This window comes from Dokdonella sp. (assembly GCF_019634815.1).
In the GTDB taxonomy this organism is placed as follows: Bacteria; Pseudomonadota; Gammaproteobacteria; order Xanthomonadales; family Rhodanobacteraceae; genus Dokdonella_A.
The window spans coordinates 43517-69598 of sequence record NZ_JAHCAP010000019.1 but is presented as its reverse complement, the minus strand read 5'-3'; the positions used below and the strand labels follow the sequence as shown (position 1 = coordinate 69598).

The 26082-nt window shown below is 65.7% G+C and carries 21 protein-coding genes and 2 rRNA genes; 14 read left to right on the top strand and 9 right to left on the bottom strand.

Annotated elements, in window-relative coordinates:
- From KF759_RS10390 to KF759_RS10380, 3 genes are all read left to right on the top strand, one after another.
- Positions 1 to 187 (top strand): 23S ribosomal RNA (locus KF759_RS10390); the annotation flags it as partial.
- Positions 188 to 308: 121 nt separating this feature from the next.
- A 5S ribosomal RNA gene (gene rrf, locus KF759_RS10385) occupies positions 309 to 423 on the top strand.
- Positions 424 to 727: 304 nt separating this feature from the next.
- Positions 728 to 4138, top strand: coding sequence for an ankyrin repeat domain-containing protein (locus KF759_RS10380; protein ID WP_291225168.1), 3411 nt, complete (start codon positions 728 to 730; stop codon positions 4136 to 4138).
- 16 nt (positions 4139 to 4154) lie between these two features.
- Here KF759_RS10380 and KF759_RS10375 read toward each other — a convergent pair whose 3' ends face one another.
- From KF759_RS10375 to KF759_RS10365, 3 genes are read right to left on the bottom strand one after another with little or no spacing between them, the layout of a single operon-like run.
- Complete coding sequence (locus tag KF759_RS10375) at positions 4155 to 4886, bottom strand: SDR family NAD(P)-dependent oxidoreductase (protein WP_291225166.1); 732 nt, start codon at positions 4884 to 4886, stop codon at positions 4155 to 4157.
- The gene (locus KF759_RS10370) at positions 4883 to 6226 is read right to left on the bottom strand and encodes an FAD-binding oxidoreductase (RefSeq protein ID WP_291225164.1); all 1344 of its coding nucleotides are present in this window, start codon (positions 6224 to 6226) and stop codon (positions 4883 to 4885) included. Before KF759_RS10370 ends, KF759_RS10375 begins: the two co-directional genes overlap by 4 nt.
- Positions 6213 to 8042, bottom strand: coding sequence for a monovalent cation:proton antiporter-2 (CPA2) family protein (locus KF759_RS10365; protein ID WP_291225162.1), 1830 nt, complete (start codon positions 8040 to 8042; stop codon positions 6213 to 6215). The genes KF759_RS10370 and KF759_RS10365 overlap by 14 nt, the downstream gene beginning before the upstream one ends.
- A 120-nt stretch (positions 8043 to 8162) precedes the next feature.
- On the opposite strand from KF759_RS10365, the gene KF759_RS10360 reads away from it, so the two are divergent.
- A complete protein-coding gene (locus KF759_RS10360) occupies positions 8163 to 8540 on the top strand; it encodes a hypothetical protein (protein ID WP_291225160.1) in 378 nt (125 codons plus the stop codon).
- A gap of 22 nt (positions 8541 to 8562) precedes the next feature.
- Here KF759_RS10360 and KF759_RS10355 read toward each other — a convergent pair whose 3' ends face one another.
- Positions 8563 to 10047, bottom strand: a complete 1485-nt coding sequence (locus KF759_RS10355; protein WP_291225158.1) for a RimK family protein — start codon at positions 10045 to 10047, stop codon at positions 8563 to 8565.
- A gap of 256 nt (positions 10048 to 10303) precedes the next feature.
- Between KF759_RS10355 and KF759_RS10350 the strand changes: the two genes are divergently transcribed.
- Entirely contained in the window at positions 10304 to 10798 is a 495-nt protein-coding gene (locus tag KF759_RS10350; RefSeq protein WP_291225156.1) for an N-acetyltransferase, read from the top strand.
- Between the two features lie 7 nt (positions 10799 to 10805).
- Here KF759_RS10350 and KF759_RS10345 read toward each other — a convergent pair whose 3' ends face one another.
- Together KF759_RS10345 and KF759_RS10340 are read right to left on the bottom strand one after the other, a co-directional pair.
- The gene (locus KF759_RS10345; RefSeq protein WP_291225154.1) at positions 10806 to 11159 is read right to left on the bottom strand and encodes a YbaN family protein; all 354 of its coding nucleotides are present in this window, start codon (positions 11157 to 11159) and stop codon (positions 10806 to 10808) included.
- A gap of 35 nt (positions 11160 to 11194) precedes the next feature.
- A complete protein-coding gene (locus tag KF759_RS10340; protein WP_291225153.1) occupies positions 11195 to 11881 on the bottom strand; it encodes a hypothetical protein in 687 nt (228 codons plus the stop codon).
- A 245-nt stretch (positions 11882 to 12126) separates the two neighbouring features.
- Between KF759_RS10340 and dapF the strand changes: the two genes are divergently transcribed.
- Genes dapF through KF759_RS10325 form a run of 3 tightly spaced genes read left to right on the top strand, consistent with a single transcriptional unit; the run spans position 12127 to position 14645 of the window.
- On the top strand, positions 12127 to 12975 hold the full coding sequence (gene dapF / locus KF759_RS10335) for a diaminopimelate epimerase (protein ID WP_291225151.1): 849 nt from the start codon (positions 12127 to 12129) through the stop codon (positions 12973 to 12975).
- A gap of 58 nt (positions 12976 to 13033) precedes the next feature.
- A complete protein-coding gene (locus KF759_RS10330; protein WP_291225149.1) occupies positions 13034 to 13750 on the top strand; it encodes a DUF484 family protein in 717 nt (238 codons plus the stop codon).
- A gap of 13 nt (positions 13751 to 13763) precedes the next feature.
- The gene (locus tag KF759_RS10325; RefSeq protein ID WP_291225171.1) at positions 13764 to 14645 is read left to right on the top strand and encodes a tyrosine recombinase XerC; all 882 of its coding nucleotides are present in this window, start codon (positions 13764 to 13766) and stop codon (positions 14643 to 14645) included.
- A gap of 395 nt (positions 14646 to 15040) precedes the next feature.
- On the opposite strand, the gene KF759_RS10320 is transcribed toward KF759_RS10325, so the two are convergent.
- Positions 15041 to 16363: a CSLREA domain-containing protein gene (locus tag KF759_RS10320; protein ID WP_291225148.1), complete on the bottom strand. Its 1323-nt coding sequence runs from the start codon at positions 16361 to 16363 to the stop codon at positions 15041 to 15043.
- Positions 16364 to 16686: 323 nt separating this feature from the next.
- Here KF759_RS10320 and hslV point away from each other — a divergent pair, with 323 nt between their 5' ends.
- The 5 genes from hslV (at position 16687) to KF759_RS10295 (ending at position 21072) form a co-directional block, all read left to right on the top strand.
- A complete protein-coding gene (gene hslV / locus KF759_RS10315; RefSeq protein ID WP_291225147.1) occupies positions 16687 to 17220 on the top strand; it encodes an ATP-dependent protease subunit HslV in 534 nt (177 codons plus the stop codon).
- Between the two features lie 221 nt (positions 17221 to 17441).
- The gene (gene hslU / locus KF759_RS10310) at positions 17442 to 18779 is read left to right on the top strand and encodes an ATP-dependent protease ATPase subunit HslU (protein WP_291225146.1); all 1338 of its coding nucleotides are present in this window, start codon (positions 17442 to 17444) and stop codon (positions 18777 to 18779) included.
- A gap of 84 nt (positions 18780 to 18863) precedes the next feature.
- Positions 18864 to 19922: a serine hydrolase gene (locus KF759_RS10305; RefSeq protein ID WP_291225145.1), complete on the top strand. Its 1059-nt coding sequence runs from the start codon at positions 18864 to 18866 to the stop codon at positions 19920 to 19922.
- 71 nt (positions 19923 to 19993) lie between these two features.
- Positions 19994 to 20608 (top strand): hypothetical protein, encoded by a 615-nt coding sequence (locus KF759_RS10300; RefSeq protein WP_291225144.1) that lies wholly within the window; start codon positions 19994 to 19996, stop codon positions 20606 to 20608.
- Between the two features lie 80 nt (positions 20609 to 20688).
- Positions 20689 to 21072, top strand: a complete 384-nt coding sequence (locus KF759_RS10295; protein WP_291225143.1) for a DUF971 domain-containing protein — start codon at positions 20689 to 20691, stop codon at positions 21070 to 21072.
- A gap of 27 nt (positions 21073 to 21099) precedes the next feature.
- On the opposite strand, the gene KF759_RS10290 is transcribed toward KF759_RS10295, so the two are convergent.
- Positions 21100 to 21636, bottom strand: coding sequence for a LemA family protein (locus KF759_RS10290; RefSeq protein WP_291225142.1), 537 nt, complete (start codon positions 21634 to 21636; stop codon positions 21100 to 21102).
- Between the two features lie 92 nt (positions 21637 to 21728).
- Positions 21729 to 23981, bottom strand: coding sequence for a patatin-like phospholipase family protein (locus tag KF759_RS10285; RefSeq protein ID WP_291225141.1), 2253 nt, complete (start codon positions 23979 to 23981; stop codon positions 21729 to 21731).
- Between the two features lie 494 nt (positions 23982 to 24475).
- Between KF759_RS10285 and KF759_RS10280 the strand changes: the two genes are divergently transcribed.
- Positions 24476 to 25924: a hypothetical protein gene (locus KF759_RS10280; protein ID WP_291225140.1), complete on the top strand. Its 1449-nt coding sequence runs from the start codon at positions 24476 to 24478 to the stop codon at positions 25922 to 25924.
- Positions 25925 to 26082 lie beyond the last annotated feature (158 nt).

Below are 26082 nucleotides of genomic sequence, written 5' to 3'. Positions count from 1 at the left end.
TGCCGGGTAGCTACGATCGGAAGCGATAACCGCTGAAAGCATCTAAGCGGGAAGCGCGCCTCAAGATGAGATCTCCCGGGGCACAAGCCCCCTGAAGGACCCATGAAGACTACATGGTTGATAGGTCAGGTGTGTATAGCAGTAATGCCGAGCTAACTGATACTAATGATCCGTGCGGCTTGATCATATAACTCCAAGTTGCTTGTACTTGACACCTCAATGGACCGTCGGTGCAGCAGATCCAACGCTTGATTACGTCCCAAGACCAAATGCTCGAGTCCGCGCTGTTGCGCGACTCGCACCAGTTCCCTGGTGACATTAGCACTGTGGTACCACCCGATCCCATTCCGAACTCGGAAGTGAAACGCAGTCGCGCCGATGGTAGTGTGGCTTAAGCCATGCAAGAGTAGGTCATCGCCAGGGGCTTCATCCAAACGCCTCTCCGCTTGCGGAGAGGCGTTTTCTTTTCTCCGGACTGCGCGACGAGCTCCACGCCGGAGCGGTGGGTGCCTCAAGGTCGAACGTGCAACCGCGCCGGAATTGCCCGGAGTGGCGCAGCCTGCACAAACATGGTCTTGCGGGATTCCCGCCAGCCAGCGTCTGCGCACTCACGGCAGGGCGGCCGCGGATCACGCGGTTTGCGGGCAAGGGGCTGCCGCACGCTTCGTCTTGGCAGACTTCCGGCGCCCGATATACTCGCTGACGATTCACCACGAGGCATGCCTGAATGCGTACACGCGCGCGCGCGCGGCGAACCCTTACCAGCAAATCGCTGGCACCGCTGGCTCTGGCGTGGTTTCTGGTCGCCCTTGCCGCATATACGCGTACGCCATCGCTGTCACTGGCGCTCTTGCTGGCGTCCAATTCAATGATGCTAGTCGCCGTCGCGCGTTGCCTCGGTTTCGATGCACGGCCGGCCGCCGCGACGCGCGCGACCGCGCTCATCATCTACCTTGCGCTGTCCGCAACATTGGCTGGGCTCGTCCTTCTGCTGGTGCGCTCCCCGCTGGCATCAATGGTCGCCGATGGCAGTTTGTCTGCGGCATTGATGCTGTCCGCGGCTGCCGTGCTCATTCCACTTTCGATGTGGCGGCTCTGGCCCTTGCTGGCCTGGCCGCTGCTGCAGGCCGATCTGGATCCCGATCGCGATCCCGCCACGCGATCAGTCTCCCTCACGGCGCAACTCAACAAGTGCTGGACCGGAACCCTCGAGCTCACCGTCGAACCGGACAGCTACTTTCGTTTCGGTCTGCCGGTGGCGCTGACCTTCATCGTGCTCATCTGCAGTGCGATAGCCTGTTCCGGAGTCCAGTTCACCCTGCCAGAAGGCCTCGGCCTGGGTGCATTTGCGGTACATGGGCTCCTGCTTTCGATCGCCGCACATTGGTTGATCGTGCACACGACCCTGCGTGCCTGGCTGGCACATATGCGCGACCTGCGCATGCGTCCGCTGCAGGAAGCATCGCCAATGAAGTCAAAGACCGACCACGCTGAGGACCCTCTGCCGGCGGGGCTGCATGAGAGCGAATTGGATGCCGCCCTGCTGCATGCCTTGCGCGCCGCCCAGCAAGGGCGCGCACAGGCGGCACTCGAACAAGGCGCAAACCCGAATCTCTTGCCACCCCCCGAATCGCGCGACCAGCGCACCGCGCTCATGCTGGCGGTGGCCTTGCCCGACCTGCGCACCCTGCGCGCCCTGATCGCACACGGCGCCGACGTCAACCTCATGCACGGCGGCACCACGCCCTTGATTGCGGCAACCCGCGACAGCTACGAAGGCAGGCCTGACGTCGTCACCATGTTGCTCGCCAATGGCGCTGATCCCGCAGTGGTCGATGCCGATGGCAATACCGCCCTCCATCACGCGGCACGTTGCGGCAATCCCATCATTGCCGCGCTCCTGCTCGACACCAAACTGCCGATCAACGCGGTCAATCATGAAGGCCGCTCGGCGCTCGCGATCGCCTGTGGGAATGCCAACTGGACCCTTGCGGCCTTCCTGCTCGAGCATCGCGCCGCCGTTGATCTCGGCGAAGGGCGGCCGGCCTTGATCTGTGCGTGCGAGATCACCGATGACGATCCCGCCGGCGTGCGTCTTCTGCTCAAGCATCGCGCCCGCCTCGACGCAACGGGTTCGCTTGGTCGCACTGCGCTGCACACCGCGGCACTGGCTGGGCACGCGCGCATCGTCGAAACCCTGCTCAATGCGGGTGCCGCGCCCAACCAAGCCGACCAGCGCGGCACGACAGCGTTGATGGAAGCCGCTCGGGCTGGCAGCGTCGCCGCAATCCATGCCCTGGGCAAGCGCAAGGTCGAAGTCGACCGCGTCGATGATTCCGGACGCAGCGCGCTGATGCATGCCTGCCTTTCGCGTCACGCCAATGATGAGTGCGTCCGCGCCCTGCTGGGTCTTGGCGCCAACGTCGATCAGCTCGATCCAGCCGGGCAGAGCGCCCTGGACCTGGCGATTGCCGCAGGTCGCTGGCCAATCATCGCCGTACTCGCCCCGGACTCGTCGTTGCCCAGCGCGTTCGAATTTGCCTTGCCGGAAACAGCGGACGAACAACACGGACACTTGCTCGACGCCTTGCGCTTCGGCCACTGGGATGTCGCAGATGGTTTCAGTGCGGCGGTCCGGCGCTGGCCGCCGGAAACGACCACTGCGCTGTTCCTCGAACTGAGCAAGGACCCCGCACTCGAGCCGGCACGCCGTTGGCTGTTCAACAACGGGTTCGACATGAACTCCGGCGTCCATTCAACCACGGATCCTTTCGAGCACCTGCTTGCGCAATTGCCGGAGACCGCCGCGGTCAGCCGCGAAGCCTTGCAGCGTGGTGCGTTGTTCAATGGCCGGGGTCTGCTTGCCCGCGTACTCGAACGGGCGCGAGGGCCTGAATCGACTGAAGTCCGTCTCCTTGCGCGCGAATTGTTCGCGCGCGGTGCGGACGCATTTGGCGGCACCCAACAGTATCCCTCAGCCCTGCATCCGGCGATCGTCGCCGGTGACGTCAGCCTCGTCCAGCAGCTGCTCGATCACGGCCTTGATCCGAATGCACGTGACAGCCGTGGCAATTCGCCCCTGCATCTGGCCGTTGCCGCAGATGCTGCTGCCATCGCGCGCGCACTGGTTGCAGCCGGAGCCAATCCCGAAGTCGCCAATGCCTGCGGGGAAACCGCGATGGGCGTCGCGCTGGCGCGCAACGGTGAACTCGTTCGCTGGCTGACTTGGTCGAACTGGCGCCTGCCACTGCGGCGCCTGCGTCCGGCGGACCTGCCTGAAGCAGCCGCGCGCGGCGACGCCGACGCGGTAGCCAAGCTCGTCGAACTCGGTTTGCCACTCGAAAGCGTGGACGCCCACGGCGCGACTGCCCTGATCCGCGCCGCAGGGTCGGGCCACGCGGCCCTTGTCGTGCAGCTGCTCGATGCTGGCGCCAGAATCGAGCACACCACTCACGGCGGCGTGCACGTTCTTGCTGCCGCAGTGGCCGCGCGCCGCGAAGCCGTGCTGCGCACCCTGCTCAATCACCGCGTGCCGGCTGACACCCGCCTCGCCGGAGGTGGCACGCCGCTGATGTTGGCGGCTGCGTTGGGCGAGGTTCGCATCATCGATGCACTGCTCGAAGCGGGCGCGGATCCAAACGCGACCGACGAGTACGGCCGCACGCCCTTGCATGCGGCCGCCCAATTCGCATTCTCCGGCAACGAAACGGCCGCCGCGCGTGCCACCTTCGAACGACTTCTGCGTGCTGGCGCCAAGCTTGCGCAGCGAAATCGCGGCGAACAGGATGCGCTGCTGGTGTTGCTCGGCGCGCGCGAGCAACCGGGGGCGCCCTGCGACGCGGCGCATCTGCTGAGCCTGTGCGAATGGCTGGTCGCACAAGGCGCGCCGGTCGATGGTCAGGATGGTCGCGGCGTCGGCGTGCTGCACGCGTGCGCCTTGCATGGCTTGATCGGCTGCGCCCGCCTGCTCAAGGCACGCGGCGCGCCTCTGGATCTGGTCGATGTGTTCGGCCGCAGTGCTGCCGACGTCGCCACGCTTGTGGGCTATGTCGATGTTGCCGCTGAACTCGGCCAGGCTCCACCCGTGATGCCGGGTGTGCGGCAGACCCTGCGGCGTCCGGCAGGGACCTCCGACTGAGGCAACGGCGCTGCCTTCAACCCCGCCAGCGTCGATACAGCGACCACGGCAGGCTGCGCACCAACCAGGCGATCAGACCGTAACGTCTCGGCAGATGGTGCGCGAACGAACCCTTGCCCAGACGCGCGACCACCTTGCGCGCGATGTCGGCCGGTTGGCTGGCGCCGAGCGGCAACTTCACGCCGTAGGTGAGATTGGTGGCGAGAAAGCCGAGCCGGTACAACTGCACATGCAAGGCATCGGGTGCGTGCGTCTGACGCAGACTTTCGTAGAGTGAATCGAGTGCACGCTTGGCACTGGCATAGACGACATTGCGGCCGCGGCCACGCGCGCTGGCGATGCTGCCGAACAACACCACGCTGCCGTGGCTCTCGCGCAGCGACGGCAACAGGGCGTGGACGATCGCCAGCGGCGCATGCAGGTTGATTGCGAGCAATTCCCCGATGCGCGCGGCCGACAACGAGAAGTCATCGTCGCTGCGCGACAGTCCGACTGGCAACAACAGCGCCGATATGTCCGGCAGGCCGATCAAGGCTTCGCGGATGCGCGCGCCCGGATCGGGTTCGCGGGCCAGATCCAGTGCCAGCGTGCTGATCGTGACATCGTGGCGCACCTGCAGGTCGGCGGCCACCGCATGCAGATCGCGCAGATCCGAAGCGATCAACAGCAGGCCGCGGCCACTGCGAGCCAGCTCGCCGGCGAGGGCGCGGCCCAGACCGCTCGATGCACCGACCACGACCGCAGTCACAGGCCGATCCTCCGCGTCAATTCCGATCCGAACAGTCGCCCGGAATTGTGGCGCGCGAGTTCCGCGCGGATCGCGTCAAACGGACCAATCGCGCGCCGCAGCAGGGCTTCGTCGAGGGTGGAATCCTTGATTGGATTGGGGCGGCCACCATGCGCGACGGCCAGTTCGCCTACTTGCTCGTAGAACGCAAATTGCGAAATTTCGCGTGGCGCAGGCAGGTGCATGGCCAAGGCGATGCCGCGGCCGTCGAAGGCGAGCCCGCGCGGAAGGCCGTCGAACAGCTTGCTCGAAATCAAAGCGATGCGCGGCTGCGAACGGGCGACGCATTCACCGAGCGCGGCCGCGAACGCATCGAACCGATCATGCGGAATCAGCCACTGCAGTTCGACCAGGCCTGCGCGTCCGAACGCGGCAAAGTACCGTCGCGCATCGTTGAGCGGGAACAATGCCTTGGCCACGGCCATCGCCTCGATACCCGCGCGCCGCCAGCGATGACTGAGCCAGGCGTTGGCGAGGTTGATGGTGCCGCGATTCCAGGCCGACCACGGCCACGGCGCGATGTGCGCGGGCAAGTCGCGGCGTGGCGATGCATCGAAGGCGGGCGCGACGGCTTCGTCGTCAGACAGACCGACATGGATCACGCCACGACCGAAATGATCGGGGCGAGAGTCGTGCCAGCCATACAGCACGTGGGCATTGGCTGCCTCGCGCAACACGCGCGCGGCTTGGGCGAGGTCGTCGACGAGCACGCGGCGCAGCGCCAGCGCGCGCGGTGGCCGACTCAGGCGCAAGGTGGCGCGGGTGATCGTGCCACTCAGGCCCAATCCGCCACAGGTCGCCGCGAACAGGCCGCTGGAATCGCGCGTGTCGAGATTGAACAGGCCGCGACCAGGAACGTGCAGTTGCAGTTCCTCGACCAGACTGCGGAAGGTGCCATCGCGCGCGGGATTCTTGCCGTGTACATCGGCGGCGATGCAGCCGCCGATGCTCGCACGCGGGTGCCCGGGCGCGATCGGCAGATACCAGCCGAGCGGCAAGAGGAAGCGTTGCACGTCGCCGATGCAGGCGCCGGCCTCGACGCACAGCAGTCCCGTCCGCATGTCGAAAGCGAGCAAACGATTGAAGCTGCGCATGTCGACGCTCACCGCATTGGCGCCGAAACTCGCCGCCACATAGGACACCCCCGAGCCGCGCGCGATGCGCGGCTGATCGGCGGGCAGGGCATCGAGCAGGCGGTAGCGGTCGGGTTGCTGAACGCTGACCGCGACGTCGAACTGGCGGTCGAAACTGCGCAGGCGTGCGCGTGCCAGCGCAAAACCGCGTGTTTCAGCGTCGCTCATCCGCGACCTCCTTGTCGCCGGCATCGGCCTGGAACAACTGCATCAATTCCTCGCGCGCATCCTTCGCCGTTTGCAGCAAAGCCGCATCATCATCGTGCACCGGGTACTGCTGGGCAAGCACCTGTTCGTCGTGGCTGCGGAAACGCTCGATGCGATCCTTGGCCGTCGCTGCGTCGTAGCCGAGTGCTTCGAGCACGCCGCGCGCGATTTCGAGGCTCGAAAAGAAGGTTTCGCGGATGATGCCATCCACGCCCAGATCCATGAGCTTGAACACGTGCTGGCGGTTGCGTGCGCGCGCGAACACCTTGATTCTTGGGAAGTGGCGCTTGAGCAGGCGCGCAGTGCGCAGATTGGTCTCGATGTCACCCGCGGTGATGATGAAGATTTCGGCACGCTCGGCCTGCGCTGCGCGCAAAAGGTCCAGCCGCGAGGCATCGCCGAAGTACACCGTATTGCCGAAACGGCGCATGAAATCGACTTGCTCGGGATCGGCTTCGAGCGCGGTGAAGGCGATGCCGTTGGCGTTGAGGATGCGGGCGACGATCTGGCCCACGCGCCCCATGCCGGCAATGATCACGCGCCGGTCGCCTCCGTCGATCTTGTCATAGTTGGGCGTGGCGACCTGTTGCCTGCGCGGCGCCGGCAGCTCGCTGCACAGACGCACCAGCAGGGGTGTGGCTGCCATCGACAGAGTGATCACGATCACCGCCAGATCGCGCTGCGCCGGACTGAGCAGGCCGTTGGCGGAAGCCAGGGCAAACACCACGAAGGCGAACTCGCCGCCTTGACTGAGCAGGGCCGCGAGAGAGAGCGCCTCACCCCGTTCGAGTCGTGCCGAGAGACGTGCCACGAGGTAGAGCACCACGCCCTTGGCGGCGATCAGCGCTGCCAGCAGCAGGCCGATCTGTTGCGGATGATCCAGCGCGCTGCGCAGGTCGAGCGACATGCCGATGCTCACGAAGAACAGGCCGAGCAGGAGGCCGCGGATCGGATCGATCTGCGCTTCGATCTCGTGGCGATACTCCGAGTCGGCGAGCAATACGCCGGCGAGGAACGCGCCCAGGGCCATCGACATTCCGGCCAGTTCCATCACCAGCCCGGTTCCCAGCACGACCAGCAGCGCGGTGGCGGTGAAGATCTCCGGTGTGGCAGTCAGTTGCGCCGCGGCACGGAACATCGGGCGCAGCAGATAGCGGCCGGCAAGCACGATCGCGGCGATCATCAACAATGCGCGCGCGGCCGCGAGCACCGCGTCGGCGCCATGCAGGTTGTGCTCACTGCCACCAAGGAAGGGCACCAGGGCAAGGATCGGAATGGCTGCCAGATCCTGGAACAACAGAATCGCAAAACCGAGTCGGCCATGCGGGCTGCTCAGTTGCTTGTGCTCGGACAGCAGCTGCAGGTCGATTGCGGTCGAGCTGAGGGCAAGGCCGAGGCCGAGCACGAGCGCGACTTTCAATTCCAGTCCGAGCGCAACCGCGAGCGCCGTGATCACGGCCGTGCTGATTGCCATCTGCAGGGAACCGGCGCCGAACACGCTGCGTCGCATCACCCACAGACGCTTTGGCGACAGTTCCAATCCGATCACGAACAACATCAGCACGATGCCGAGTTCCGAGATCTGTTTGATCTGTTCGGTATCGCCGACCAGGCGCATGCCTGACGGACCGATCAACAGGCCGGCGCCGAGATAGCCAAGCACCGCGCCGAGCCGCCAGCGCTTGGCCAGCGGCACCATGATCACGGTGGCCAGCAGCAGGATCAGCGCGTAATGCAGATAGCCGTGGTCTTCCACGAAGGCTCCAGCGAGATTCACGCAAGTATGGCATGGCGCGCAGGGCGGTCCCGCATGCCGACACGGGGCAGATGGGCGCGATCGCAGTCGGTGAGACGCCATCGCCGCAGGCTACGCGCACACCCCAACGGAGCCACGCCGATGTTGCTTGTCCCCGCCAGTCCCGCTGCCTTGATCGCAACCCCGCCCAGTGCGCGCAAGCGCCGCGTGCCAAACGTCCGCGCGGAGCTTCCCGCTCGGCGCAAACTGGTGCAGCCGATCGTGCTGGTGGTCTGGTTCCTGCTGGGTTCGTGCATCCTGTTGTGCGTTCCCGCAGCACGAGGTGATGCGCGGTGGGGCGCGAGTGTGCCGTTCTGGCTGGTTGCGGCGCCGCTGATCGATCTGGCATGGGTCACGCGCCGTGCCTTGATCCGCCGCTTGCGGGCTGCGTTGCAGCGGCGATCGCTGCGCCAGCAGGCCCGGCGATGCCTGACTGCGCGTCGGCCAGAGGCAGCCAGATCGATCCTGGCAAAGCCCTGATCGCTACGCATGCGCGAGGTCTTCAGTGGCTCAGGCCCATGCGCTTGCGCTGCATGCGCCGCAGGAATTCGTCCATGATGCGGCGATACAGATCTTCGCCAAGATAGGCGTCCTCGACGCCGGCATCGATCGAGGGATTGTCGTTGACCTCGATCACCACCAGTCGTTCATCAGTCTGCTTGAGGTCCACGCCGTAGAGGCCGTCACCGATGGGTGCGGTGGCCTTGAGCGCGAGCTTGAGCACGTCGGCCGGCACCGCGCGCGTGGGCAGGGTTTCGAAACCACCCGACTTGGCGGTGCCCTTGGCGCCGTGGTTGTAGATCTGCCAATGCCCGCGGGACATGAAATACTTGCAGGCATACAGCGGCTCGCGGTTGAGTACGCCAATGCGCCAATCGAACTGGGTGAACATGAATTCCTGCGCCAGCACCAGCGCAGTGTGCTGAAACAGGTCGTCGACCGCCCTCTTGAGCTGATCGGCATTCTCGACCTTGACGATGCCGCGCGAGAACGAACCATCCGGAATCTTGAGCACGATCGGGAAGCCGAGCAGCTCGGGCAGCTCCGCGAGCTTCTTCGGTTCGTCACGGTAGAGGATTTCGGTGCGCGGAGTTGCCAGTTTGCGTGACTTGAGCAGGTCGTGCAGGTAGATCTTGTTGGTGCACTTGAGGATGGAACTGGGGTCGTCGATGACGACCATGTCCTCCTTCTCGGCCTTGTTGGCGAATCGATAGGTCGAATTGTCGAGCGCGGTGGTGGCGCGGATGAACAGGCCGTCGTACTCGGCGAGCTTGGTGTAGTCGTTGCGCGTGAGCGAGTCGACTTCAATGCCGAGCTCGGCGCCGGCTTCGACGAAGGCCTTGAGTGCACGTTTGTTCGAGGGCGGCATGCTTTCGTCTGGATCGATCAGCATCGCCAGGTCGAAACGGAACTTGCGCCGCGCGCGCGGCTTGCGCCAGAGCTTTTTGGAGAACTTGTCGAGCGCCTGTGCGAAGGCGTCTTCCTGGGCATCGGCGAGCGTGTGCAGGCCGGTCGGCTTGATCGCGGCAATCTGCCAGACCCGCTCGCGCTCGAACTCCAGACGCAGGATCGGGCACGGAAACAACTCGAACACCTGGCGCGCGAGATCTTCGAGCGCCGGATACGAGGTCTCGCCGAAATAGACGAGGATGCCGAGGTCGGTGGTGTCGCGTCCGCCTGCGGGCAGGAAATTGCCCAGCCGGGCATTGAGGTCTTCGATGTCCAGACCATAGAGCGAGCGTCGGCGCAGATCGTTGATCGCGCGCACCGACGGAATCACCTTGTGTCCGCGCGCCTCGGCCAGCAAGGACACGTAGTAGCCGGTGCCCAGATACTTGTAACTGCGGCACAGATTGATCACCTGGGTGCGTTCGTCGTCGGCGCCCAGCGCCTGCTTGAGATAGTCCTGCGCGGTGACGACATTGTCGGACGGGTAGTACGAACCCCAGTCCGAGGATTTTTCGACGACGATGACAAGTCGGCTCATGCGCTGCGTCCGCTGCTGAGATGGGCGGTTGGAGTCGTGATGGCGGTGTGGGCCGGGCGCTGCCCACGGAGCCGCGTGCGCGTGTGGCGCAGCGGTTGATCGTTGGACTTGGCGGGGTCGCGCGGCATGGATGAGGCGCGCAGTCTGCCACGTTCGCGCGCGTTCGGGCAGCGTCATCCGGGGCGATGAAGCGACAATGAATGGACGCCGCGAAGGCGGTTGTCGCTGGCGCGCACAAGGCCTACCCTGCGCGGCCGTGGCCGTACCACTGCGCAAGCCTTCCGAAACCTCCGCCACGCGCGCCGCGCCGCTCGTGCGACGTGCCGTGCCGGCGGATCTCGCAGCCCTGGTCGAACTGGAAAACGCGAGCTTTTCCGGCGACCGCCTCAGCCTGCGCCAATGGAAACACCATCTGGACAATCCCGGGGCGTGGATCCTGGTGGCGGCGCAGGGTGGCCATGCCGCGGGCGCAGCGGTGGTGTTTTTCCGCAGCGGCAGCCGCGTCGCGCGCCTGTATTCACTCGCGGTCGCGACCGCCCGGCGCGGCCGCGGTCTGGGAACGGAACTGCTGGCGGCGGTCGAGCGCATCGCGCGGCGCCGGCGCTGCGATCGCCTGCGGCTGGAAGTGCGTGACGACAATGCGCCGGCGCAGCGGCTGTACGAGCGGCATGGCTACCAGCGCATCACTCGCATCGAGCGCTACTACGAGGACGGCGCCGATGCCTGGCGCTACGAGAAGCAGCTGGCTTGAGCTGCGTTCAGTGGCGTTCGGGCCGCCGCCACAACCACAGCGCCACCGCCGCCATGCAGGCGATCGTGATCAGCGCCGAAACGCGCGGTGCGAACACGAGCATGAAGACTCCGCTCACGCTCATCATCGCCGTCGCCAGCCATTTTGCGCGGCGACTGACCGCGCCATGTGCCTGCCAGTCGCGGATCATCGGACCGAAATGTGGATTGCCGAGCAGCCAGGCATGCAGGCGCTGCGAACCGCGCGCGGCCGCATAGGCCGAGAGCAGAATGAAGGGCACGGTCGGCAGGCCCGGCAGCGCGATGCCGATCAAGCCCAGGCCCAGCGCCAGCCACGCCAGCAGCCACCAGGCCCAGCGCATCACCGAACGCGGTTGCGGTGTGTGCGGCGCCGGGTTCAAGGCGTCGGCCAGCCGGCGTCACGCAGCGCCTGGGCGGTGACGGGATCGGCAGGGCGCGCGACCAGACCGCCGGCTGCGGCGAGCGTGACCACGTAGTGACCTCCATCCACCAGCGGCAACCAGGCGCTGCTGCCGAAGGCCGCGTCGATCAGCGCAAGGCTTGCGGGCAGGCGCTGCTGCAGACGCCAGGGATCGAGCAAGCCGGGTTCATCGAGCGCATGCACATCGGGCGGATTCGAGCGCGCTTGTTCGACCGAGTTCCAGCGCCCCGCGAGCCGTTCGAGCCGATACAGCGGCGGTGCGCCGAGCAGGACTGCACGCGGTTGCCACTTGATCACGCGCGCATCGAGCTGCCAGTCGTCGCCGGCGATCTCGAACGCCTGCTGCGAGCCATCCGGCAAGTCCAGCGTGACGATGTAGCGTTGTGGTGCGAGCGCACGTGCCTCGACGCGCGCCACCAGCGCTTCGCCGGTGAGGCGCCGATAGCCATGCAGCGCGGTGGCCAGTGTCGCCGCGAGCAGCGCCGTGAGCAGGAACACCAGTGCCCACAGCAGGCGGTGACCTGCACCCAGTCGCCGGCGTGCGCGCCAGCGTACGCGTGCGGCGCCGAGCTGGGCCAGCATCGCCAGCGCAAACAGCGCCGCGGCAACGTAGAGTCCGATGATCAGTGGCAGCAGCGACATGCGCGCAGCATACCGGCTTGCGCTGGCGCTCGCGGCTATACTCGCGCGACTTCCGTCATGTGGATGCCGCCCATGTCCCTGTCACGCCGATCCTGCCTCCTCGCCTGCGGCCTTGCCCTGGGACTGCTTGCGGGTTGCGGCAACAAGGGGCCGCTGATGCGGCCGGATGCGGACAAGGCGCCAAACACGCCGGCTTCGTCGGCCACGCCCGCGCCCGCGCCAACGCCTGCACGTTGAATCCCGCGATGGGCCTGGCTTTCACCAAGATGCATGGCCTCGGCAACGATTTCATCGTCGTCGATTGCCGCGAACAGCCCCTGAATCTCGATCCGGCGCATCTGCGACGTCTCGCCGACCGCCATTTCGGCGTCGGTTTCGATCAACTGCTGACGATCGAGAAGGCGCTCGATGCGCGCTGCGCGTTCGGCTACTCGATCTGGAATGCGGACGGCTCGCGTGCTGGACAATGCGGCAACGGCTTGCGCTGCGTGGCGCGCTGGTTGGCACGCGCCGGACTCATCGGCGTCGGTCAGACTCGATTGCACAGTCCGGGCGGCGTGGTTGCGGTCGAGCTGCTTGCCGACGGCCGCGTGGCGGCCGACATGGGCGTGCCGCATTTTCTCCCGGCCGAAATTCCGCTGCGGCAGGCACAGCAGGCCGATCGCTATCACCTCGAGCTGATCGGCGAGTCGTTCGAGATTGGCGCGGTATCGATGGGCAATCCGCACGCCCTGCTCGAGGTCGACGACATCGCCCGCGCCCAAGTTGGTCGCATCGGGCCCTTGATCGAACATGCGCCGGTATTTCCGCAGCGCTGCAATGTCGGCTTCGCCCAAGTGCTTGCGCGCGATGCGATCGCCTTGCGCGTATGGGAGCGTGGCGTTGGTGAAACGCTGGCCTGTGGCAGTGGTGCTTGCGCTGCGATGGCGATCCTGCATCGACGTGGTCGTGTCGATGCGCAGGTGCGCGTGCACCTGCCCGGTGGCGCGCTCGATATTGAATGGCAAGGCGGCGACGCGGCCATGCGCATGATCGGCGCGGCGGCGTTCGTGTTCGATGGCCAGCTTGATGCGAGCCTGTTGCAAGGGGCGTGAGGCCGATCGCGTCGGCTTGGCCTATGATGGCGCTGCATGTGCAAGCAACGGAGACCCCATGAGTGAACTGAGCGTCAAGGCCGGTCTGGATGCGATGGATGTGGCCAGTTACCTGCGCCGGCACCCGCAATTCCTCGTCGAGTTTCCCGATATCGCGATGGCCCTCACCATGCCGCGCGAACAGGGCAAGGCGGCCTCGCTGGCGAGCTATCAACTCGACGTGCTGCGCGACAAGAACCGGGAAATCAATCGTCGCCTGCACGAACTCATCGACATTGCGCACGAGAATGAAGCGCTGATGGTGCGCGTGCATACGCTCACGCTTGCACTGATGCGTGCGCGCAGTTTGCCGGAAACGGCCAACACCATCGTCGCCGCACTCGGTGAGGATTTCCGCGATCCGGCCACGCGCGGCGATGCCGGCGGTGGCGCATCCGTGCTGGTGCGGCTGGTGCTGTTCCGCGCCGATCCCGACCTGCCCGCTGCCGAATGGTTGATTGCCGAGCCCGCCGGCACCGAGGCCTTCCCGGCTTTCACCGAATTCTTCAAGCGTGCCGAGCCACTGTGCGGACGCTTGCAGCAGGACAAGCTTGATGCGCTGTTCGGTGCGCAGGCGCAGCAGGTGCAGTCGGCGGTGTTGTTGCCGATCGGCGCGGGCATGCTCGCGATCGGCAGCGGTGATGCCAACCGCTTCCATCCGGGCATGGGCACGGTCTTTCTCAAACTCATCGGCGAAGCGATTTCGACCGCGGTGTCGCGCTTTCCGGTGAGCTGACGTGGACGCGGGGCTGCAGTCGGCGATCGATCGCTACCTCGCCAAGCTGCGCGTCGAAAAGGGCTATGCGCCCGGCACCCTGGACAACTATGCGCGCTCGCTCGTGCGTCTGCTCGAACGCGCAAGCGCGTTGCAGATCGGCGATTGGTCGCAATTGCAGCCGGCTCAGGCACAGGCCCTGCTCGCCGATCTGCATCGCCAGCAGCTCGCTGCCGGCACCCTGCGCCACACGGTGTCGGCTTGGCGCGGCTTCTTCAAGTTTCTTGCTGGCGAAGGTGAAGTGCAGGCCAATCCTGCGGTCGGACTGCGCACGCCCAAGCTGCGCCGGAAGCTGCCCGAAGTGCTCGATGCCGATGAGATGGGCCAACTCGTCGAGGTGCCGGGCGATGACCCTGAAGCCGTGCGCGATCGCGCGCTGCTTGAACTCCTGTATTCCAGCGGCCTGCGCGTGTCGGAACTGTGCGGCGTGCGCTGGGCCGATTTCGATCTTGCCGGTGGCACCCTGCGCGTGACCGGCAAGGGCAGCAAGACACGCATGGTGCCGGTCGGCAGCAAGGCGCTGGAGGCACTGGCGGCGCTGCGTGCGCAAGATCGTTGCGGCGATGCCGATCCGCTCGCGCGTGGGGCGCGCGGCAAGCCGCTCACGCCCAATGGCGTGCGCGCAAGGCTCAAGCGCCGCGCCCAGGAACAGGGCATCTGGAAGCGCGTCTACCCGCACCTGCTGCGCCATTCCTGCGCCAGTCACCTGCTCGAATCCTCGGGCGACCTGCGCGCGGTGCAGGAACTGCTCGGTCATGCCGACATCGCCACCACCCAGGTCTACACGCACCTGGATTTCCAGCATCTGGCCAAGGTCTACGACGCCGCCCATCCGCGCGCGCGGCGCAAGCCGTGATCCGCCTTCTTGCTATTGTCGGTACGAACGGGTGCGAACTCGCTCTCTTGCAACCGGCCGCGATTTCTGGATAAACCCCGATTGTCTCGCCTGCTTAGGGAAGGCAAGAGCAAGCTGGGAACTTCAGCGACGCTCGTGTGGCAATGCATGCTTGAGCGCAGCCGGGCAGCCTCCCCGCAGGTCGGTGCCTGCAAGACGGCGATTCATGCAGCGATGCCAGGTACGCCACAGCTGAATGCGGATCACCGCACCGCGATGGCTTGAAGCATCGCGGCGCGGGATTTCAATTGGCGGGCAGCAGCCTTGGTCCGCTGGTTCCTCGTCGTGCACCGCATGCCGCAGTCAGCGTTTGATTTGCGGCTTGGCCGGGCTCGGCGGCCATCGATTCGACGCGTTCACTGCGGTCCATCAAAGCCGTCAACGAAAATGGTATCGAGCAGATTGATCGTGCCGTAAACGTCCATGGTGTCGGCGGGGCTGCCTTCGACATAGCCAAATCCCGCGCCGTCCTGCGCACTGTTTTCGTTGAACGAAACCGCATTTGCCAATGCGGTCACGCCGTCGGCAAGGAACAAGGCGCCCCCCTTGCCGAGTCCGCGATCGCCCGAAGGCGTCGATGGGTAGACACCGCCAGCACCCCCCGTTGCCACGCAATTGTCAAACTGGACGCTGTCGAGGATCACGGTGCCGGCGCGCGCGAAAATTGCACCGCCGAGGCCGCCGCCACCGCCGCCGTTGCCACCGACATTGCCGTCTCCGGTGCTGGCAGAGCCGGCACCGCCGAACATGCCGCCGGCGGCGCCGGGGCCATCCGTCACGTTGCCACTGGCGCCACGCCCGCCGCCACCGCCGCCAAAACCACCGACGCCGCCGGGTGGGCTGAATCCATCGAGTTGGCCGTAGCCGCCGCCGCCGCCGCCACCACCGAAGCCGCCGGCTCCGCCAGGCATCGGCTCACCGATGTAACCATTGCCGCCACCGCCGCCACCGGCGCCATCGCCACCGGCGCCGGCCGGACTCGAGGTCGTTGCGGCAGCGCCGCCCAGCCCGCCGAGGGGCAGGCCATCAGCGCCTGCGCTGCCGTGCGGATCGACGGGATTGACAGCCGAGAGCATCATTCCGCCGCCGCCTGCGCCGCCGGCTCCGCCGGCAGGCAATTCGCGGACGCCACCCGCTCCGCCTATTGCCTGGCTTGTGCTCACGCTGACATCGGTCATGCGCAGGCTGCCGGCATTGAGAAAAACACTGCCGCCGAGGCCAGCGCCACCGCCGCCGGCGCCGCTGCGCTGCTGACGGCTGGCGCCTGCGCCGCCGACGGCCTGGCCATTGACGAGATCGATCGAGAGCAATTCGAGCGCGCCCCCGTCGACCACGAACAGTCGGTGCCGCGTGCTGCCGTCGTTGCCATCGATGCTCACCCGCGTACTCGCGTCCCCGATCAGGCTGATGGGCGTGCTGATCGTCGGCAGGCTGGAGCCAAGGGTGATCGCCCCTGCAATCCCCGACAGGTCGAGCGTGTCCGCGCCGCTGCCGGTTTGACCCAGATCGGTGCTGCTGTCGGCTTCGGCGGCGATGATGGCTTCGCGCAGAGTGACGAGGCCGTCGCCGACGATGGTGTCGTCCGCCGTGCTGTTGACGGTCAGGACCGCCGCGTGTGATCCGAAGCTGGCCAGCGCCAGGCTGATGGCTGCAAACATGGGTGCCTTGATCTTGTTCACTGGCAATATCTCCCCTGGGTCGAGACGGTCTGAAAATCAACAAGTTTCAATCGGCGCGTGCTTCAAGTCGGAACAAGCGGCCGACGGATTCGCGGGTTGGGTGGCGGATCGCATCGTAATCTCATTTCGGCCGGATGGCGAAAGGGGATGGGGCAAGCAGGGTGCGAACCCCGCGGACTGCGCTGCCGATGACCGCGGGAATCGCCGGAAATCCGCGTTCCGACCAAGCCGGGGCGCGCAGTCCATCGCCAGCCAGAGTCGCTTGCAAAGACCGGGCGTGACCCCATCTCGACACTTTCCCGCAGCGCACGCCAAGGCAAGCCATGGAATCCTTTCACGCCACCACCATCGTTTCCGTGCGCCGCGGCGTGGAGGTCGTGATCGGCGGTGATGGCCAGGTCACGCTCGGCAATACCGTGGTCAAGGCCAATGCGCGCAAGATCCGGCGGCTGGGCAAGGGGGATGTGTTGGCCGGTTTCGCCGGCGCCACCGCCGATGCGTTCACCCTGTTCGAATTGTTCGAGGCCAAGCTCGAGAGGCACGGCGGCAACCTCACCCGCGCCGCGGTCGAATTGGCCAAGGAATGGCGTACCGACCGCCGTCTCGGGCGGCTGGAGGCAATGCTGGCGGTGGCCGACAAGAACACCTCCCTGCTGATATCCGGCAATGGCGACGTGCTCGAGCCCGAGCAGGGCATCCTCGCCATCGGCTCGGGCGGACCGTTCGCACAGGCCGCAGCCAAGGCGCTGCTGGAAAACACCGAACTGGCACCGCGTGCGATCGTCGAGAAGGCGCTCGGGATCGCCGGTGACATCTGCATCTACACCAACCACAACATCACGATCGAAGCGCTGTGAAAACCTGCTGCGCTCGACGGAGTGCGCGCCGACGGTGCCCGAACTGCGAGGGCGGGATGCCGAAGCGAACGGCGCAGCCGGTCCGTGGGGCGAGTTGCGGAAGCAGCGCGTACGCCCCATCCGCACGCACCTAAACTCCGGTTCGCGCGCTCCGGCGACACGCACTCTGTCCTCGCCCGCGACGGTTTTCCTGCCTTCTCGACACCATTGAAAGAATCGCCATGTCCGAACTCACTCCGCGCGAAATCGTCAACGAACTCGACCGTTTCATCATCGGCCAGAAGGCGGCCAAGCGCGCGGTGGCGATCGCGCTGCGCAACCGCTGGCGACGCATGCAACTGGATCCTGCGTTGCGCGAGGAAGTCACGCCCAAGAACATCCTCATGATCGGGCCGACGGGCGTGGGCAAGACCGAGATCGCGCGGCGCCTTGCCGCGCTTGCCAACGCACCGTTCATCAAGGTCGAGGCGACCAAGTTCACCGAGGTCGGCTATGTCGGCAAGGATGTCGAGCAGATCATTCGCGATCTCGCCGACGCCGCGGTGAAGATGGCGCGCGAGCGGGCCAAGGCACGCGTGCGCAGTCAGGCCGAGGATCGTGCCGAGGAGCGCATCCTCGATGCGCTGCTGCCGCGCCGCCAAGGTGTGGGTTTTGCCAACGAGCCGGTCCAACCCGATGCGCGCGAAGCCGATACGCGGCAAAAGCTGCGCAAGCAGTTGCGCGAAGGCACGCTCGATGAGCGCGAGATCGAACTTGAAGTTGCGCTCAATGTCGGTGTCGAGATCATGGCGCCGCCGGGCATGGAGGAAATGACCAGCCAGTTGCGCGGCATGTTCCAGTCGCTGCAGGGCGGCAAGACGCAGTCGCGCAAGCTGAGCATCGCGCAGGCGCGACCCCTGTTGATCGAAGAAGAAGCCGGCAAGCTCGTCAACGACGAGGAGATCAAGGCCGGCGCGATCGAGAACGCCGAACAGAATGGCATCGTCTTCATCGACGAGATCGACAAGGTTGCCCAACGTGGCGAATGGAGCGGTGCGGGTGTGAGCCGCGAAGGCGTGCAGCGCGATTTGCTGCCGCTGGTTGAAGGCTCGTCGGTGTCGACCAAGTACGGCATCGTCAAGACCGACCACATCCTGTTCATTGCCTCGGGTGCGTTCTCACTGGCCAAACCCTCGGACCTCGTGCCCGAGCTGCAGGGACGCTTCCCGATCCGGGTCGAGCTGGCTGCGCTCACCGCCGAGGATTTCCGCCGCATTCTCAGCGAGCCCCAGCACGCCCTGACCAAGCAATACGCTGCGCTGCTGGCCACTGAAAGCGTGACCGTGGAGTTCACCGATGACGGCATCGCGCGACTTGCGCAGATCGCCTTCGAGGTCAACGAAACCACCGAGAACATCGGCGCGCGTCGGCTGCATACCGTGCTCGAACGCCTGCTCGACGAGATTTCCTACGAGGCTTCCGATCGCAGCGGCCAGCATTGCCGCATCGATGCCGCTTACGTCGATGCGCATCTGGGCGCCTTGGCCAGGAACGAGGATTTGTCGCGCTATATCCTGTAGCGCAGGCCGCATCCGCCACTGCGAGGTCCTTGCAGGCGCGCGCGCGTGCTGGCACCGTGTGACATCGATCCAGGCGGAGGATGGATGGACAATTCACGGCGGGATTTCCTGAAATCGACAGCGCGCGCCGCTGCCGTGATGGCGCTGCCGGCAAGCGACGGCGTCGATGCGCACAGGCAGATTTCCGTCAGCCCCGCATCGATCGCAGCGCGCTTTCAAGGGCTGCCCGGCGATCTTGGCTGGAAGATCCGGGTCACGCGGCCTGACCGCAGCACCGCGTTCGTTGCCGGGCAGGACGCGGGGCGACGCTTGTTCGCAGCCAGCGCGATCAAGACCTTCGTGCTGGCCGAAGCCTTGCGGCAATTCGATTCGGATGACATCAAGCATCGACTTGAACAGCAAGAACTGCTGCTGGATTCCTCGATCTGGTCACTCGGCAGCCCGATCTTCAATCCCCCGGACCTGAGCGGCACCGTTTCGGTCCGCACCGTGCTCGAGGCGATGATCACGCGCAGCGACAACACCGCGACCGACATGGCTTTCAAGCTTGCCGGTGCCGCCAATGTCCGCCGCTTCATCGCCGATGCGGGTCTGACCGAGACGCTCGTGCCGGACAGTACGCGCGCGTTCACGGCGTATCTGTGGGGCGCGCCCGATCCCGATTCGATCACCTGGGACGAATTGCTGGACTTGATCCAGGGGCCGATGCTGCATCCCTTCTTCAACGAGGTGCAGACCTTGGCCTCTTCGGCCGACGATCTGGTCTCGTATTATTCGCGCGCACTGCAGGGCGACTTCTTCGCGCACGCGCAGACGCTGGATGAGTTCCGCCGCATCCTGTCCCTGTGTGATTACATCCACCTCGTCCCGCTGCCCGAGGGCGTGGGCGCCCATGCCAAGAGCGGCAATGCCGACACCGAAGGATTTCATGTGCGCACGATTGCCGGCGGATTGAATGTGACCGGAACCTGGATCACGTTTGCATTCATGCTCAACTGGTACAGCGCGCAGGCCGACGATGCGCACACGGTCGAGCGCCTGTTCGGCGCGATCAACGCCTCGCTTGCGGCCTTGGTCGAAGACATTTCTGCCCCGCGGCGTCGGCTGTCCCTGCCGCTGGTTCCCGGTTGCAGGCCGGCGTAAGCGTGGGCTCGGCACGCAGGCACGGCGCTCGCAAGCTTGCACCTTGGGCCTGACTGGCCGACCATACACACATGAGCAAGGTTGTTCCCTTCAAGGCGCGCGGCGTGCGCGCCGAGCTGCGCGAGGCCTTCGAGCAGCGCATCGTGCTTCGCATCCGGCGTGAACGTCTGCATCCAGGCGCGATCCACGGTTACGTGGTGGCCTTGTCGCGCGATTTCTGCCTGATCGCGGAGATCGGCGACATGCTGCGTTTCGATGGCTATGTCGCCATCGCGATTGCCGACATCAGCACGCTCGAAGTCGATCCCTCGCGCGAGTTCGTCGAAAAGGCGCTGGCCCTGCGTGGCGAGAAGCTCACCGTGCCCGCCGATTTCCGGCTCGATGACTGGGCGTCGATTGCGCGTTCGGCGATGACCTGTGCGCCGCTGATCGCCGTCAACATGGTCGAAGACGACGAGGGCGAGATCAGCTATGTCGGCCAGCTCAGCGCAGTCGAGGCCGAGGCGCTGGTCCTGCGCGAACTCGATCCGAACGCACAGTGGTACCCCGACACCGGTGCCTACGAATACGAAGCGCTCGGCTCGATCGGTTTCGGCAACGGCTATCTCGACGCACTGTGGCAAGTTGCTGGTGCGCCGGTCGGTCCGCAAGCCCCGCGGGCGCCGGCCAGCGAGCGCCTGCACTGAGTGAGCCGGCCGCGGGCGCGCGGCCCGAGCGCGAGCTTCGGTACGCCGATTCGCGCAGTCTTGCGATGGACCCACCCGTCATGAGCAGCCCGGTCGTCACCGAGATCATCCTGCACCGCGCATCACGAATACTCGAAGTCGCCTTCGACGGCGGCGAGCGTTTCCACTTGCCGGCTGAATACCTGCGCACGCATTCGCCGAGCGCCGAAGTGCAGGGTCATGGACCAGGCCAGCGCACGCTGGTGTGGGGGCGCAGATACATCAAGATTCTCGCAGTCGAGCCAGTCGGCAACTACGCGGTGCTGCTGCGCTTCGACGACGGCCATGCCAGCGGCATCTTTTCCTGGCAGGTGCTGCACGAGCTGGGCCGCAACCAGGATGCCAACTGGCAGTCCTATCTCGCGGCGATGGAAAAAGCCGGCCTCTCGCGCGAACCGGGTGGCAAGCGCAAGCCGCAGGCGTGAGGCCGTGACGCGCGTGACGCGCGTGGCTCAGGCGGGCGCATCCTGTTCCTCGCCATGGCGGTAGAACTCGGCAGGCGTGAAGCGCGCGAGCCGGGCCACGATCATCGAGGGAAAGGTCTCGATGTGGTTGTTGAGCTCGCGCACCGCGCCGTTGTAGAAGCGCCGTGCGTATTGCAGGTGATCCTCGACCTCGACCAGCTCGCGTTGCAGCTGGAGGAAGTTGGCGCTGGCCTTGAGCTCGGGGTAGTTCTCCTGCAGAGCGAGCAGACGATTGACCTGCTGCGCAAGCGCAGCCTCGATGCGTGCCTTGTCGTCAAGTGCAACCGCCTGCAGCGCCTGTTGCCGCAGCGCAGTCACCGCCTCCAGCGTCGCGCGTTCGTGGCTGGCGTAGCCCTGCACCGCGGCCACCAGCTGCGGCACGAGGTCGTGCCTGCGCGTGAGCTGCACGTCGATGTCGCTCCATGCGGCGCGCACCTGATTGCGCGCCGCAATCAACTGGTTGAACAGCACCACCAGAGCTGCAGCCAGCGCGAGCGCGAGCGCGCCCAATCCCCATTCGAGCATCCCAACGCTCCAAGGTCGACAACGCACGCATTATCGGCGAGGCCGTGGGCACTGCAATCGGGGCGAAGCCGTGCGCACGGCCTGGATCGCTCTCAGCGGTTCGGGCGTTCGCGCAGCAGGGAGTCAAACAGCAGGTAGAACGAACCTTGACCATTGTTGGTGTGGCCGTAGCCGAACAGGATCGGTCCCATGCCGGTGTCGAAGCCGATGAAGGCACTGCCGGCGCCGATGAGGTCGTCACGGCCGATGTCCTTTCGGCGCAGCCAGCCGCCACCCGCTTCGAGGCTGGCGCCCACGTAGATCGGCAAGTTCAACATGCCACTGTCGCCGCCGATCTTGCGGTAATAGACCAGGCGCGCCAGCGCGGTCTGGGGTGCGAACAGGGCATCTTCCTGATAGCCCGAGAGCTGCCCGAGGCCGCCGAGGAAATCGTGTGCGGCCAGTACCTGCATGCCGCCGTCGGACGCCGATGACAGCGATATCCCGGCGAGCAGGCTGTTGCGGCCGCGCGAAACCACGCCATCCCAGCCAAGGCGAACGACGTTGGCGTCGATCTTGGCGCCCAGCGCCGGCAGGAAGCGCTGGACGCTCGCGTCGAAGCGTTGACCCTGGTGCGGAAAGGTCGAGCTGTCGAGCGTGTCGTACCGCACGCCGAGGGTGAGATCACTCATGCCAGCGCGCGAACCGCCCCATTCCGCGGGATCGCCCACCAGCAGGCGGATGCGTTCGCGCCGGCGCGTGGCATCAAGCGAGAACTGCCAGCGGTTGTCGGGCTCGAAGCGCCAGCCAATCGAGCCACTCAACTGGTCGTAGCGGAACTGGGCGAGGTTGGAATTGTCGAGCGCGAGCAGGGGCACGTCGAAGGCGCGGTATTCCGCCCGCGCCACCCAGGCGTGGTCATCGCCCGCGCCGAACGTCTGACGGAACTGGCCTGTCAGGCTGTCGATGCGCCCCAGGCCAAGTTGCACGCGCGCCTCGCCCGATTCGCTGCCAAGGCCGGTTTTGACGTATTCGGCGCCAAGCTGGAAATCGCTCTCCCCGGAAAAATCGCTGGAAATCCGCAGTGAGCCATGCAGGAAGTCCGGACCCCAGCGTTTGGGTTCCGGCTCGATCGCCAGGCCAGTCTGCCCATCGCGTTCGCGCAGATGCCATTGCAGTCGCTGATAGCGGCCATCGCCGTAGGCTTCGCCCAGTTCGTGTTCGAGTGCGGCCAGATCCAGGGGCTGGCCGCCGAGACGGTCGAGCTGGCGCTCGAGGTCCCTGCCGCTGCGCGATTGCGTGCCCAGCACGTCGATGAAGGCGAGCAGCGGCGCATCGTCAGACGGCAAATGATGGTGCTGCACGAAGCGGGCGTAGCTGGCGGCATCGACGCTGTAGCGGCGCAGTTGCGACGCCACCGCATCGGCGGCGGCGAAGCCGATGGCCGAGGCTTCGGCGGTGCGCTTGAAATCAGCGGCACCCAGCCCGCCCAGGTCCGGCGAGATCAGCAAGTCATCCGGGCCGAGGCCGGCGAGCTGGGTCTCGACCGTCCGTTTCATCAGCACGCGCATCGCCTGCTGGGTGATGGCCAGCGGTGAATTGAGCTGCTCCTCGGTGGCCAATGGCGTGCCGACCTTGGATACGATCAGGCGCTGCGCCCCCAGCTTGCGCGCCTCGTCGATCGGCACGTTGTCGAGAATGCCGCCATCGACCAGCAGGCGGCCATCTACGCGGGCGGGCGCGAACGCGCCGGGCACCGACATGCTGGCGCGGATCGCAATTGCCAGCTCGCCCTGTTCGAACACGACTTTCTCGCCATTGACGATGTCGGTGGCCACCGCGCGAAACGGGATCGACAACTGGTCGAAATTGCGCGCCTGCCAGGTCGGCAACATCAGGCGACGCAGCAGCAGTTCAAGACGCTGGCCCTGGATGAGCCCCTGAGGTATCGCAATCTTGCCAGCATGGATGCCGAGTTCGATTCCGCCCAGACGGCGCAGATCGTCACGCTTGCTGCGCACGCTCAGGTCCTGCCGCGGCGTGCGGTCGCGTAGCACGTCGTCCCAGTCGATGTGCTCGAGGATCGTTTCAATCTGGTTGGCGCTGTAGCCGGCCGCGTACATGCCGCCGACGATCGCGCCCATCGAGGTGCCGACGATGCAGTCGATCGGTACGCGCTCGCGCTCGAGCACGCGCAGCACGCCGACGTGGGCCGCGCCGCGCGCGCCGCCACCACCCAGCACCAGGCAGGTACGTGGCCGCGAGGCGCTCGCCGCCGCCGGCTGGGCCAAGGGCTGCGCCGATGGCCGGGCTGGCGCGAGGGCGAGACAGGCCATCAGGCCAGACAAGACCATCCATTGACGCATCGTGTTTGCTCGGCTTCGGATGGGTGGATTGGATCACAACCAGCAGGAAGCTGAAAAATCCACAAGAGCATCCTGTCAACGCGGCGCGCGGACACGCTGCACGCGAGCTGATCACGCAAGTGATTGATTCGCCGCCCTGCTGGCGGGTGGGCGCGGCCCGAACCTTGCGCCCAGCCTGCTTCGCTGCGGCAGGAGCGGTGGCGCGACAGGTCATGCGCTCGGCTGCGTGACATGCGCCGCACCCACCGGATCGCCGCTGCATCCGCTCTGCGGCTCCCTCCGTCGCCGCCGCAAGTCGCTTTCAGCGCTCCGGCATCGTTTGCACATCGATCACGCATCGCTTGGGGCGTGATCCTGCGGGACTTCGACACCCAGCCGACACGACACCCGCCAAGCCGCCACGCAAAGTCCATCCCGCCGGGGAAGGGGATTTGAAAGCTCGCATCACCGGCAGCGTTGACCCCAACACTCAACCTGAATCCGAGGGGAAGCAAATGAAACACATATTCAAGGCGGTCGTACTGTCTGCAGCAGTCGCACTGAGCCTGTCCACCGTCCTGCAGGCAAGGCAATCGTTGCAGCCCGCGCAGCAAGCAGCGCAACCGGGCAGCGTGGAATTCTTCCTGGTCGATCCGGAGCTTGGTCTTGCAGGTGCCTACAATCTGAACGGGGAAACAATCTATTTCGAAGCTCGACGTTCGGACGATGCCGATGGCGGTGCATTTGGCTCTCTCGAAATGCGCCTGGTCGATGCAGCGGGCCGAACGCTGGCGCTGTCGGGTCAGCACGCCAAATCGAGCTCGACGCCGGCGCAAGGCGAGTTCCTGGTGACGGAGGGTTTCAAGTACGCCCACCTGCTCGAGGGCTTGGGGCGCGCGCTGGAAAGCACCCACCTGCATACCTCGCTGCGCGCTGAAAAGGCCGCTCTGGCGACGCTGGCCATGGGCGCCGCCAATACGCCTGCAGCAGGGTTTCCCTTGCGTGACGAAAGTGTCGCCAAGGGCGCGGCGCCGGTCAGTGCCGCGGAAGTTGCCGACTTCTACATCGATGCCGTCCGCAACGTGGCAATGGCGCGAACCAGCGGCGATGCGTTGCGCGTGGATCTGGCTGATGGCATGACTCTTCAGATCGGACAGGAATTTTTTCCCGACGAGCTGAATGAGGAGGGGTATTTTGGTCGCGTCGGAACCAATCTGATGCTGACCGATGCCGATGGCTATGCGCTGGCGGCCGAATTGACGGGCGACGCGGTGCCGGCAGGGTGGCGGGGCGCGCTGGAGAAGCAGACCACACGGGATCATCACGAATTGGCAAGCGAATTCGGCAGGGCGGCGTCAGCCCTGAACGCCCTGGCCTACAGCGCCAAGGCGATTCCCGGTGCCTCACTCAGTCGCGCCGATGAACTGGATGCGATGCAGCGCATGGCGAAGGCCTCGGCGCGAGACTTGTTGCCGGGACGGGACCGCGACAGTCAAATGGCTGGTTTCGCCATTCCCAAGGCGGCTGGCATCTATCGCACAAGCATCCAGGTCTGGAGGACCGGGGTGTGGGGCATGCCATCATGGGTTGGCGAGCACTCCGCCACGTACGTTCAGCTGTACAAGTACAACAGCGCATCTTCACAGACCTACCACCGTACCGGCACGAGGAGCTTCTGCAATCACGGAGGCTGCGCCTACAATGGCAACATGAGCCGAAAGTGCACCTATCTCGGCTATCGTTCCTCGTCCTACCACATCCCATCGACCACCTGGTCGCCAAGCCCGGGCGCAGCCTCTTGGCACACCTGCCGCACCAATTACTGGCTGATCGGTCGGTCGGGCTACCACAACTGCAACGACGACTCGTATACCCAGGTTCAGGCCGTGCATGGACGCAGCTATAGCGTCTACGGCGGACGTTGTGCTTACGACTGGGCAAAAAATGCACCAACCTGTGACTGATTGAACCCTCCCGGGCCGGCAGGTGAATCTGCCGGTCCGGGACTGAACCCGTCCGTTGCGACAACAAGCAAGCCGAGCCAAGGCAGCTGCCAAGCGGGGTCTTTCTCGGGAGACATTGAAAACTCCGCCATTGTCGCGCGCCATGGAGGGTGCATCCG